This window comes from Crocinitomix catalasitica ATCC 23190 (assembly GCF_000621625.1).
GTDB classification, from domain to species: Bacteria; Bacteroidota; Bacteroidia; order Flavobacteriales_D; family Crocinitomicaceae; genus Crocinitomix; species Crocinitomix catalasitica.
Genome location: NZ_JHXV01000048.1, coordinates 1 through 10,916 on the forward strand (window position 1 = coordinate 1; position 10,916 = coordinate 10,916).

Genomic DNA, 10,916 nt, shown 5'->3' on the forward strand with positions numbered 1-10,916 from the left:
TGATAATATTCTCTAAATACCCCACCAAACACAACTTAAAAAATACAACGGGATCAATACTTTTTTGCCCACTTTCACCATAAAAAGGCTTGGTTAACTTATACAAGTAATTTAAGTCTAAAACCGACTTCAATTGTCTATAAAAGTTATGTTCAGGTACACGTTCACTCAGCAAAAACTGAGTAAATAACTTCTCTTGATATGTTTTTTTACCCTGCATACCTAAAAATACGAAATTCAGGCTTTTACTTAAAATCTAATTAATTATATTTATCAACAGATTAGTTGTGCAACAGGCACATGGTGTATATTGCATAGCTTCCCTGCGGGATAGCTACGACAACATACACAGACGTTACCTGTAATTACTCCCATGACAAAACTGACTCTTATAATCGGACTATTAATAGTTTCCTGCAGCAGCAATAAGTCGGCTGATGAAAATCTACTCAGTAATTCGGATGAAGAAGGGTTTATGACAAAATCTTATTTGAAAATTAATGAAGACAGCATTAGGTTTATGAAAAGGAGTGGACATTTACCTGACATAAAAATGCAACTTTATGACTATCCTGACGACAGTTTATCTGATTATCTACGATATTTGAAAGGATCTATTTATTATACTGGTAATTATGGTCAAGAAATTGATAGTTTACAGGAACGAGGATTTATCATTTTGGAAGAGCTTTGTGATAGTGGTTATTTGGACGCATGCTCCTATTTAACGTATTGTGAAATATTCAATTTTAATAATAATTCTAGCAAAGAGTCACGACATAATAAATGGCTAATCTTAGCGGAAAAAGGAAATGCCCTTGCTATGTATTATTTAGGCACAAAGGCACCCAACTCTGAAAATCATGACAATTTCTATTATGAATTAAATTGGCTTAAAAAATCATGCAATTTAGGACACTCTAATGCATGCTGGAAACTTGCTGATTATTATAAATATGAAGATCCAAATAATACCAAAAGAAAAAAGTATGTCTTACGAGCAGATTCATTAGGCGACCATAAAGCAAAGTTTAAACATTCCTTATTCATATTAGAAGAGTTATTAAAGAATCATGATGTAGAAAAATTTTCTGAATTTAAACAATTGTTTTTCTATCGCAAGTACTCAACCTATTTTACTGAACGAACATTTTTTGAAACCGCAGCAATATTACTTAAATATGGGGGCGATAATTTGAAAAAGTTGGCAATAGAAATTATCATAAAAACTGCAAAACACCTAGAAGATGCTAAAGAATTTATTAATAAGAATAATCTAGAAGTAAAAAATGTAAATCCTATGTTTAGCTATGATGAATTAGACCAGATAATTTATTCCGAATTAGAGAAATACCTATTAATAAAATGAAAACAACAGGTAACAAAAACTAAAATTCACCGCGCACCTGCGGGATTCGGCATTAACCTACAGCATGGCTTTCGGTTAACGAAGAAAATGCCTAATTTTATTCAACATACACGAAACATTGTGTGTCATTTGAAAAATGATTGAGAAAGCTAAAAACATATTGAATAAAAAACACCTTTTGATTATTGGAAAATCGGAAGTTGAAAGGCGGAAATTTATTAATGACTTAATTGTAAGTGTGAATTTTGAGGTGTTTCGCTTTCCTTCAAATATGAAATTATTTGATGAATATTATGACTTTATAAAAAAGAAAAAACTATATCAACCTTGGTATGATGCAAAAAGTTATAATGGGAATCAAATTTTAGATTTTCATTGGGATTGGATATCTGAAAATAATTCGCTCATTATTATGGAGGAATTTGGACAGATGGAAGAAAGATGGCGAATTGAATTATTAAGGATTTATTTAAATGAAATTGAGAATAGAAAAAAAGGCGAAAAGAAAATCCATTTGATAATATCGCAAGAAAATGAAGATGGGCTAACTGAAAAGCTTGCTAAAGTTATAAATGTTAGAGAAAATGAAAAAAGAACTGAGAAGCAAATTGTTGAACAAAATATGAGAATAATAGATGTTTCTGAATAAAAAACGAACACACAACACTATATATAGCAAATAGGGCGATTATTGTTTAATCGTAAGGTCATTGTCTATTTACAAAGTCGCCAAATCTTTTGATTTGGTATTAAAAAAGAAAAATTAAAACAAAACACAAAAGATTTGGCTTGTGGCTAAACCGAAAATAATCGCTTGTTTTCTGCCCAACTTACCATATATTTAACGTTACCACCAATTAAAAAACAATGAAATTCGCGACAATAATATTTGCTTCAATTTTAATATTAAGTTGTAATCAAAAAAACAATAATGAAATGGGAATATTTGACAAGCTTTTTGGAAAGAACGAACCCGTAAAAAAAGAAAAGCCAAAAGTTTTTAATCAAAAAATTGAGAAAACAAGTGAAATGTTAGACGAAACAACATTTTGGAATATTGTTGACTTATCGCTTAAGAATTCTAAAAACATAGATGAACAAGAACGATTCTTAGTGAAAGAAATTGAAAAACTGACACCAAAACAAATGATAGGTTTTAGATTAAGAACTGACAAACTTCTTTATGATACTTATAATTCTGAAATGTGGTGTGCCGGTTATATAATGAACGGTGGTTGTTCAGACGATGGATTTGAATATTTTCGAAATTGGATAATATCGAGAGGAAAAGACACTTATTACAAAGCAAAAGAGAATCCTGATAGTTTGATTTTAGAATTTGTAGAAGGAGAAGATTATTATGAATTTGAGAGTTTTTGGTATGTCGCATTGACCGCATTTGAAAACAAAACAGGAAAAGCATTGTATGATTATATTGCTGACGATTTTAAAACAAACGAAGGGAATTATCCAAATTTCGAGTTTACCTGGAAAGAAGAAGAACCTGAAACTATGAAAGTTATTTGCCCAAAGTTATTTGAGAAAATGTGGAATTAAAAACTGGTGGAACAATTAGAACCCAAAATCAAGTGGGCGCAGGGCGCCCCACTGATTTTTTCGCTGTTGTACTAAGCCGCTACGCTCTGACTTTGCAGAATTTCACCTTACTGTGTATTTTCAATAAAAATGGCTTTTCCATTTCGGTGTTTTAAAGGTATGATTTGAGTCCTTAAATTGTAATATTTCACTAAAAGTTGACTTGATTTTTGGCATTAAGTAGATTTTTATTTTCCGTTGTGGTTCGTGTTTATTTTAAGGCAATAAAGGTTGCGTCCACATGTTTTTTGGGTAGTTTACGTTTATTATTAGCATGGGTATTCAATTTTGTTAGGTAATAGTTTTCTGGGTGATCCACGGCTTGGATGTAGGACTCATGTTTACAGCTTACACCCTCAAAAGGATAATAAACATAATTGACCCCGAAATTTTGAAAGATTACCTCAAGAAACTTGGCTTATTTTATTTGCGAATTGCAAGGGTGGTAAAACTGATTTCAAACGAAATAAGCCAGTTTGTTCAGCAACTCAATTATTATCAATTAAAATTTAAAACGGTTTAAAACGTTGTGTATTAAGTCTGATATAATACTTATTTTTAGGGTTATTAGACAAACTGCCGTTATGGCAAATAGCCTATGTTAATTTTGAATACCCATATCTCAAGAATATATAATAATTCGAAAAATTTCAATCAGATTGTTCCCGAAATGGTAACTTTTATGTATTTTTGTATTATTAAAAGGAGAATGTGAGAGTAATTGCTAAAAGTACGCTAAGAGAATACTGGAAGAAGCACACAGATTGTGAAGAACAGTTGAAAGCTTGGTTTCGTGAAGCCGAAAAGTCGAACTGGAATTCGCCGAATGATATAAAACTGGAATATCCAAGCGTGAGTATCTTAGTAGATAATAGAATGGTTTTTAATATTAAAGGCAATCATCACCGTCTCATTGTTAGAATTAATTATGAATATGGAATTGTTTGGATTCGGTTCATTGGAACCCACGCTGAATACGACAAAATAGATGCAACAAAAATTTAGATTATGAATATTTCACCAATTCGCTCTGAAAAAGATTATAAAAAGGCTCTTGAAAGACTGGAAATTATATTTGACGCAAAACTTGGAACCAAAGAAGGAGATGAACTCGATATTCTTTCGATTCTGATAGATAAATATGAGAATGAATATTTTCCAATCGGAATGCCAGATCCAGTTGAAGCTATAAAATTTCGTATGGAACAAATGGGCATGAAACAAAAGGATCTAATTGCCTTAATTGGGTTTAAAAGTCGTGTAAGTGAAATACTCAATAGAAAAAGAAAACTTACGCTTGATATGGTCAGAAAACTCAGTAAAGCTCTTCATATACCTACTGAAGTACTCATTCAAGAATATTAAAACTTGCCATAACAACAACTAAATTTCAATGCTGTTTCGTACCTTACAGCAACGAAAATTAAATTAAACGTTACCTGCAAGCGCAAAAAGAATCTCATGTTCAATAATTTAAAGAATGGACATAAATATATCATACTATTTAGCAGAACACGGATGGAGTACTTGCTGGATAAATAAAGATGATAAAAATTATGTGATTTCAATCACTCATATATTTTCAGAAGACCCAATACAGGAATGTATGCATTCATTAATTAAAATTATGAAAGGAGAAAAAATAGCTGAATATAAGTGGTATGGAGAACCTGGTGGTGAAAGAATACAAATACAAGAAATACCAACTCAAAAACATATGGTCAAAGTAGTAATTGACCAGTTTAGTGCTGATATTGGAGAGGAGATTACCGACTTTGACAAAGGGATTGAATTTTCGATTAAAAAAAATCTTTTGATAACAATGTTCTACTATGAATTTAAAAAAATATCGGAACTTTTAAAAGACAGACATTATAAGGAAAACAGAAATTCGGATTTCCCTTTTGAATCATTTAAATTGTTTGAAAAAACAGTACTTGAATAACTGAATTGAATAAAGCCAGCAGGTAACAATGGCTATAATTAATGCGGGTTTTAGTGCTTAATTTAAAGGTTTGTTTGTATTTGCGAAGTCCGCCAAATCTTTTTGATTTGGCTTTATAACAAAAAAGATAAAACAAAATAAAAAGTTTTGGCTAAGTGCTTAATCGAAAGTTCACTACTTTTAATTCCCGTACTAACCATAGTGTGCCAAGAATCAACCACGGCAATAAAAGGTTGAATGCTGTAAATAAGATGATGGCAGGTCCATCGAAGTCGTTGTATAGGCGATGGCTTCAAACCGCCTAAAGGTGCTTTGATTAATAGTCTTTGTACTGAGCGTTTAGGAGAATCTAATCCATGAGGTTAGCAGGTACGAATAAGAGAGTTGAACGAAAGTGAACCATTGAAGAGGTGTCGAGAAGTAGGAACCTCCAGTCGAAAGCTACGAAGTATGATACGGAGTGAAAAGTGATGTTAATTATAGCATTGATTACAGAAATCACCTATTTATTTACTGTAAGGCTGGCGTCATTCAGATGGCAAGACTCTTATTCAGGCTTATTTACGGAACTTGGGAAGCTGCATACAAATGCCAAGGGAAATGTACAATAAGAACAACTTAGAGACAAAATACCGAAATTGTATGTAGTGGCAGACTAAACTGTATTAGTGATGAAGATTTTGTATTGGAATTGGAGCGAAGGGCTTTGGTTGTACAGTAACATTTTTTAACCAACTCATTTTATTTGAGGATGAATTTATGGAATGAAACAAAATCAATACCGATAAGTCGCCAAATGGTTTGGGAGACTTATCAAAAAATGCGTTCAAACAAGGGGAGTGCAGGGGTCGATTCGATTAGTATGGAATTATTTGATGCAAATCGAAGTAAATACCTGTATAAACTTTGGAATCGCATGGTATCAGGGAGTTGTTTTCCTCGATCTGTTAAAGTTATAGAAATACCTAAATAGGACGGAAGTGTTCGTAAATTAGAAATACCTGCAATAAGTGATACGGTAGGACAAATGGTTGTGAAAATTTTCATTGAACCTCGATTAGAGTCTGTTTTTAGTCCAAATTACTATGGTTATCAACCGAACAAAAATGCATATCGCTCAAGAAAACAAATCGCGGACAAATTAGAGGAGCTGAATATTAGAAAACTAACATTTAAAAGGATTGTAGGTGTTGCTCAATACCTAAATTCTATGATTAGGGGCTGGGTTAACTATTTTGGCAAATTTAAAATGTATGAACTAACAAAAGTTTTTCGACTGTTAAGTGTGCGATTAGTTTGGTGGGCAAAACAAAGGTATAAGCGATACAAAACCAGTATAAAAAAAGCCTATAAATAGTTGGCAAGTGCTCGCAAACAATATCCAACCTTGTTTTACCATTGGAACTTTTCATTGATAAATGTAATTGCTTAGATTTGCATGACAAGAGCCGTATGATGGGAGACTATCACGTACGGTTCTGTGAGAGGCTTGGGGTGAATTCCACTTATCTACTCTATTACAAGCACGTTAGCGCCAATAACACTTATCTCTCTTTCACATTAGCAATAAAACGAGCATAAATTAGAGATTACTTCGGAAAAAACAATCGCAATTTAACAATCTAGTAAAGTACAATTCTTTCAGTAATTACGCTTTTGAGATACGAAAAGGTATCAATTCGAAAATAAAATCAATCTTTTATGACAAGGTTGTCATTTATTGTTCTACATTTGTGACAGCATTGTCATAAACGCAATTATATATGCCAAGTAAAACATTTTTAAATCTGCCCAAAGAAAAACGAGAATCCTTTATTCAAGTTTCTCTGAAAGAGTTTTCAGAGAATAATTTCGAAACGGCTAGTGTAAATAGAATCATAAAAGAGCTCGGTATTTCACGCGGGAGTGTTTATCAATACTTCACGGATAAACTAGGTCTTTGGTTGTATTTAAAAGAACACGCCGAAAAAACTAAGATGGAGAATGTTCAATCTGTTAACAGAGAAGACTTCGACACCTTTTGGGATTATTACCGTGAATTATACATCAAGGGAGCTGATTTCGACCTTTTAAATCCACTTTGCAGCAAATTTCTTTATAAAATAGCTTACCAAGAAAGCAGTAAAGAAGTTAGAAAATACATTAATAACTGGAAGATTCAAGCAGATCAGCAGTTTCGAGAATGGGTGCAATATGAGCAATCAAACGGAAGTTTCAATTCAGATATCTCACTTGATATGATCGTCCATTTTATGATTACGATTAGTACAAGTTTGGTCGAACTATTGCAAAATAAATTCTTAGTTGATTTCGATCAACATATAAAAAATGATAAAAGCATATTAGCGGACAATATTTCGGCTTATTCAAAAGCTGTTGATGAAATCGTCTCTCTACTTTCAAAAGCATTAAAATAAAGAAAATGATACAAGTAAATAATTTAAAATTTCGATACACTTCAGAAGGACCAGAAACAATAAAGGGAATCACCTTTACGATAGAAAAAGGCCAGATATTTGGACTGTTAGGGCCCAGTGGATCTGGAAAGTCGACTACTCAAAAAATATTATACAAACTTCTATCTGGATATGAAGGAAGTGCTAAAATTAAGAATAAGGAAGTATCTGATTGGGGAAAAGAGCTATACGAACAAATCGGTGTTGGATTCGAATTGCCGAATCATTATTTAAAATTATCTGCTTTAGAAAACCTTAAATTTTTCCAATCATTTTATGGGAAAAATCATGATCCAATGAAACTTTTAAAAATGGTAGGACTTGAGATGGATGCTGATAAAAAAGTGAGTGAGTTTTCTAAAGGAATGAAAATGCGATTAAATTTTGTGAGGGCTTTTGCGCATGATCCAGAAGTGCTTTTTTTAGATGAGCCTACTTCGGGACTAGATCCAACCAATAGCAGAATAATTAAAGACATCATTTTGAATTTAAAAAAAGAAGGGAAAACGATTTTAATTACAACGCATCATATGGAAGACGCGGAAGAACTTTGTGATCAAGTTGCCTTTCTTTCAACTGGTGAAATTAAAACCTTAGATTCTCCTCAAAATCTAAAACTAGAATATGGCAAAAATACAGTAGAAGTATTAACACAATCGAATTTGGAGCCTATTACATTTGATTTGAAAACATTGAAAGATAATGATAAGTTTTTAGATTTAATACAGACTGAGGAGATAAAAACCATTCATTCCAAAGAGGCAAATCTAAACGATATTTTTATTGAAGTAACGGGTCAAAAATTAAAGTAATGAAACAGCTATTAACATTAATTAAACACGATTTTTTAATTTTAAATCGAAATCGCATAATCGCATTATCGCTTGTTGTTTCTGCACTCTATATTGGGGCTTTTATGGCTTTGAGAGGATTTGAACAAATTGAAAAATTACTTATTTTAGTTATTTATAATGACCCTGCTCTACTAGGGGTTTTATTCACTGGCGTTTTAGTCCTTTTTGAGAAGAATGAAAATACACTTCAGGTTATTTCGGTTAGCCCAATTAAGATCTCAAACTATATTTTATCGAAGTCTATTGTTTTGACCATTGTTGCATTGTTATGCAGTTACTTAATGGCATTTTCGGGACATGGCTTTCATTTTAATTACCTCCATTTTGGCTTGGGAGTTGCATTAAGCACCATGACTTTTTCTTTTATTGGATTTTCTATCGTTGCTACACAAGATACATTCAATAAATATATGATTGTAGCTGTTGGAGTTATAGTGCTGTTTCTGCTTCCATTTATTGGTTTTTTTAACCTAACCTCTGATGTGATATTTTGGATTTTCCCTACTCAACCTGGCATAAAAATACTGTCAGCTTCTTTTGGACAGTTAGGCATCATGGAAATCATAATCTCATATGTCTTAGCAATAATATGGTGTGCTTTATTTTATAAACTTGCCGTAAAAAGAATCACTCAAAAACTAAAATCATAATGAAAAAACTAGCGAAACTAATCGAAAGTGATTTAAAACTAATTTTTAGAGATAAGACATTATTGAGCTTTTTAGTATTACCAATAGTCTTAATTTTTGTATTCAAATTTCTTACTCCTATACTCATAGAAAAAATTCCTATCCTAGAAGATTACCGAACCTTGATAGCTATGTTTGCCAGTATTCAAACGGCCATTATGTTTGGTTTTATTACCTCCTTTCTCATACTTGACGAGAAGGATGAAAATGTCATGCAAGTTATACGTATTTTACCCATATCCAGTTCGTATTTTATTCTTTACAGATTGCTATTTGCAACTGTTTTCTCTTCCACTGCTGCCTTTTTCATGATTACCTACACAGATATTGCTAATCCGGGAACAGTTAATGCTTTACTGCTTTCAATACTTTATGGTTTAACAGCCCCTACAATTTCATTAATTATTGCGACTTATGCTAAAAATAAAGTAGAAGGAATGGCCTATTTCAAAGGTGTTGACTTGCTATTAATGTTACCACTAGCCAGCTTTTTTGTAGGGTCAAGCATCTCTCTTGTTTTTTCAATATTACCAACCTATTGGACTTTTAAGTTCTATGATCATTCTTTTAATGGAGAATCTTCCCTCAATTATTTTATTATTGGTGCGCTCTTTTTTATCTCTCTTATTTCAATACTAATTATTCAATTTAAAAAGCGAGTTTTTGGTCGGTCGTGATTCTTATAATAATTTATTGGCTATTAAAACATTGCTAACAACGTGTAAATTTTCGTTGCTGTTTCGTACCTTACAGCAACGAAAATTGCACAACCGTTTTGGTACAATAGACGAAAATGAATTTGAACCCACTTTAATGTAACATTTGGAGTTAATTCATGTTATGTATCTTTAATCACATGAAACTATTATCGACTATTCTTTTCATTATTGTAGCACAATTACAAGTTTCAATTGCTTATAGCCAAACACCACATGAATCTTATTTAGTTGAAGACACGCTTTATGATTCAAAAAAAATCATCATTTTCGATTATTCCAAATTGATAGATTCATTGTGTTTAGTAGAGCTAAATTCTAAATTTGGTATTATTAATTCCAAAGGTCAAATGATTGTACCATTGGAATATGACCAAATAAGCTTAGATTTTAGTTTTAGAGCAAATCATTTATTCCAGAAACAGTCCTTTAACAAAGAATTCTACTTTTCGGAGGACTTCAATAGATCGAAAGAACAGGAAGAACAATTGCTTGAGCAAGAATTAAGCAATCCCGAAAGTGCTATGAGCTTAAAAATAGATTTTTTAAAAAAACCTTTGTTTGTAGCCAAAAAAGACAAAAAATGGGGAGTTATCAATAAGTCAAATAAAACAATTGTCCCATTTGACTACAATTACATGCAAGAAATAGCACAAAATACTTACTTAGTAAAAAAAAATGGGAAAATATGGGGTTATTGATTCTCGAAATAATATCCTTGTTCCTGTAATTTGCGATACTATCATATTGATGTCAATGCATCCATTTCCACGTGATGGAGGCATGGAATATTTTGATCCATTATCTTACGGACTGCTTAAAGCAGATAATAAGTATGGCGTCATCAATTTATTTAGCCAAGAAGTGCCTCATCATATTGTATCTATTCACAAAGAGAAAGTTATTCAGCTTTCGGATTATCCAAATTTCCTTAATGACTTTACTCCTAATATTTCAAAATTGATTGAGAAAACAAAAGCATAACAAAAGTAACCGTTGCACAACCCCACAATTCCATTAAAAACTGACTTCATTTTAGCCGTTTTAAGGGCAGTTTACTTTTGGGAACTTCTAATTTTAGTTTAAAATAAGTGGTATTATATCAAGGCTTTTCGCGTTTAGCAGGCCCTTTATTTCAAGAAAAAAGTTGGCAAGTGCTTTTGCCTCACTTTTAGCTAGTTTTTGAGTGAATTTCAGATATTTTTTGAGGTTGTAAGCCATGGCGGCGAGGTGCATAACTTTATTTGCTTGTTTAATACCTATTGTATTCACTTTTCTTAAGCCCATGAAC

Annotated in this window: 14 protein-coding genes and 2 pseudogenes; 13 read left to right on the plus strand and 3 right to left on the minus strand. The window is 32.1% G+C overall.

The window, feature by feature from the left end:
• A pseudogene (locus T367_RS25220) lies at positions 1–220 on the minus strand (IS1182 family transposase); the annotation flags it as partial.
• Between the two features lie 153 nt (positions 221–373).
• Here T367_RS25220 and T367_RS0117915 point away from each other — a divergent pair.
• From T367_RS0117915 to T367_RS0117940, 6 genes are all read left to right on the plus strand, one after another.
• Positions 374–1,369 (plus strand): SEL1-like repeat protein, encoded by a 996-nt coding sequence (locus tag T367_RS0117915; protein WP_157454300.1) that lies wholly within the window; start codon positions 374–376, stop codon positions 1,367–1,369.
• A gap of 136 nt (positions 1,370–1,505) precedes the next feature.
• The gene (locus tag T367_RS0117920) at positions 1,506–2,018 is read left to right on the plus strand and encodes a hypothetical protein (protein ID WP_027421084.1); all 513 of its coding nucleotides are present in this window, start codon (positions 1,506–1,508) and stop codon (positions 2,016–2,018) included.
• Between the two features lie 218 nt (positions 2,019–2,236).
• On the plus strand, positions 2,237–2,926 hold the full coding sequence (locus T367_RS0117925) for a DUF4240 domain-containing protein (RefSeq protein WP_245593074.1): 690 nt from the start codon (positions 2,237–2,239) through the stop codon (positions 2,924–2,926).
• Between the two features lie 750 nt (positions 2,927–3,676).
• Positions 3,677–3,970, plus strand: a complete 294-nt coding sequence (locus T367_RS0117930) for a type II toxin-antitoxin system HigB family toxin (protein WP_027421086.1) — start codon at positions 3,677–3,679, stop codon at positions 3,968–3,970.
• A gap of 3 nt (positions 3,971–3,973) precedes the next feature.
• Entirely contained in the window at positions 3,974–4,330 is a 357-nt protein-coding gene (locus T367_RS0117935; RefSeq protein ID WP_027421087.1) for a helix-turn-helix domain-containing protein, read from the plus strand.
• A 115-nt stretch (positions 4,331–4,445) separates the two neighbouring features.
• Positions 4,446–4,910 carry a hypothetical protein gene (locus T367_RS0117940; RefSeq protein ID WP_027421088.1) on the plus strand — a complete coding sequence of 155 codons (465 nt, stop codon included), beginning with the start codon at positions 4,446–4,448 and terminating at the stop codon, positions 4,908–4,910.
• Positions 4,911–5,723: 813 nt separating this feature from the next.
• Here the strand turns inward: T367_RS0117940 and T367_RS25430 are convergent.
• On the minus strand, positions 5,724–5,957 hold the full coding sequence (locus T367_RS25430) for a hypothetical protein (protein ID WP_245593075.1): 234 nt from the start codon (positions 5,955–5,957) through the stop codon (positions 5,724–5,726).
• On the opposite strand from T367_RS25430, the gene T367_RS25435 reads away from it, so the two are divergent.
• The 7 genes from T367_RS25435 (at position 5,938) to T367_RS0117980 (ending at position 10,609) form a co-directional block, all read left to right on the plus strand.
• On the plus strand, positions 5,938–6,267 hold the full coding sequence (locus T367_RS25435; RefSeq protein ID WP_027421090.1) for a group II intron maturase-specific domain-containing protein: 330 nt from the start codon (positions 5,938–5,940) through the stop codon (positions 6,265–6,267). The genes T367_RS25430 and T367_RS25435 overlap by 20 nt on opposite strands.
• 406 nt (positions 6,268–6,673) lie before the next feature.
• Positions 6,674–7,327, plus strand: coding sequence for a TetR/AcrR family transcriptional regulator (locus T367_RS24285; RefSeq protein ID WP_051568659.1), 654 nt, complete (start codon positions 6,674–6,676; stop codon positions 7,325–7,327).
• 5 nt (positions 7,328–7,332) lie between these two features.
• Positions 7,333–8,178 carry an ABC transporter ATP-binding protein gene (locus T367_RS0117960; protein WP_027421091.1) on the plus strand — a complete coding sequence of 282 codons (846 nt, stop codon included), beginning with the start codon at positions 7,333–7,335 and terminating at the stop codon, positions 8,176–8,178.
• Positions 8,178–8,870 carry a fluoroquinolone export ABC transporter permease subunit gene (locus tag T367_RS0117965; RefSeq protein WP_027421092.1) on the plus strand — a complete coding sequence of 231 codons (693 nt, stop codon included), beginning with the start codon at positions 8,178–8,180 and terminating at the stop codon, positions 8,868–8,870. Before T367_RS0117960 ends, T367_RS0117965 begins: the two co-directional genes overlap by 1 nt.
• Positions 8,870–9,586, plus strand: a complete 717-nt coding sequence (locus T367_RS0117970) for a hypothetical protein (protein WP_027421093.1) — start codon at positions 8,870–8,872, stop codon at positions 9,584–9,586. Before T367_RS0117965 ends, T367_RS0117970 begins: the two co-directional genes overlap by 1 nt.
• Positions 9,587–9,765: 179 nt before the next feature.
• The gene (locus tag T367_RS0117975; protein WP_027421094.1) at positions 9,766–10,326 is read left to right on the plus strand and encodes a WG repeat-containing protein; all 561 of its coding nucleotides are present in this window, start codon (positions 9,766–9,768) and stop codon (positions 10,324–10,326) included.
• Complete coding sequence (locus T367_RS0117980) at positions 10,304–10,609, plus strand: hypothetical protein (protein ID WP_157454301.1); 306 nt, start codon at positions 10,304–10,306, stop codon at positions 10,607–10,609. The genes T367_RS0117975 and T367_RS0117980 overlap by 23 nt, the downstream gene beginning before the upstream one ends.
• A gap of 93 nt (positions 10,610–10,702) precedes the next feature.
• On the opposite strand, the pseudogene T367_RS23000 reads toward T367_RS0117980, so the two are convergent.
• Positions 10,703–10,916 (minus strand): annotated as a pseudogene (locus tag T367_RS23000) (hypothetical protein); the annotation flags it as partial.

Excerpts from the sequence above, each read along its gene's own strand:
- T367_RS0117915 (WP_157454300.1), top strand. The coding sequence starts at position 374 with ATGACAAAACTGACTCTTATAATCGGACTATTAATAGTTTCCTGCAGC.
- T367_RS0117920 (WP_027421084.1), top strand. The coding sequence starts at position 1,506 with ATGATTGAGAAAGCTAAAAACATATTGAATAAAAAACACCTTTTGATT.
- T367_RS0117925 (WP_245593074.1), top strand. The coding sequence starts at position 2,237 with ATGAAATTCGCGACAATAATATTTGCTTCAATTTTAATATTAAGTTGT.
- T367_RS0117935 (WP_027421087.1), top strand. The coding sequence starts at position 3,974 with ATGAATATTTCACCAATTCGCTCTGAAAAAGATTATAAAAAGGCTCTT.
- T367_RS0117940 (WP_027421088.1), top strand. The coding sequence starts at position 4,446 with ATGGACATAAATATATCATACTATTTAGCAGAACACGGATGGAGTACT.
- T367_RS25435 (WP_027421090.1), top strand. The coding sequence starts at position 5,938 with ATGGTTGTGAAAATTTTCATTGAACCTCGATTAGAGTCTGTTTTTAGT.
- T367_RS25430 (WP_245593075.1), bottom strand. The coding sequence starts at position 5,957 with ATGAAAATTTTCACAACCATTTGTCCTACCGTATCACTTATTGCAGGT.
- T367_RS24285 (WP_051568659.1), top strand. The coding sequence starts at position 6,674 with ATGCCAAGTAAAACATTTTTAAATCTGCCCAAAGAAAAACGAGAATCC.
- T367_RS0117960 (WP_027421091.1), top strand. The coding sequence starts at position 7,333 with ATGATACAAGTAAATAATTTAAAATTTCGATACACTTCAGAAGGACCA.
- T367_RS0117965 (WP_027421092.1), top strand. The coding sequence starts at position 8,178 with ATGAAACAGCTATTAACATTAATTAAACACGATTTTTTAATTTTAAAT.
- T367_RS0117970 (WP_027421093.1), top strand. The coding sequence starts at position 8,870 with ATGAAAAAACTAGCGAAACTAATCGAAAGTGATTTAAAACTAATTTTT.
- T367_RS0117975 (WP_027421094.1), top strand. The coding sequence starts at position 9,766 with ATGAAACTATTATCGACTATTCTTTTCATTATTGTAGCACAATTACAA.
- T367_RS0117980 (WP_157454301.1), top strand. The coding sequence starts at position 10,304 with ATGGGAAAATATGGGGTTATTGATTCTCGAAATAATATCCTTGTTCCT.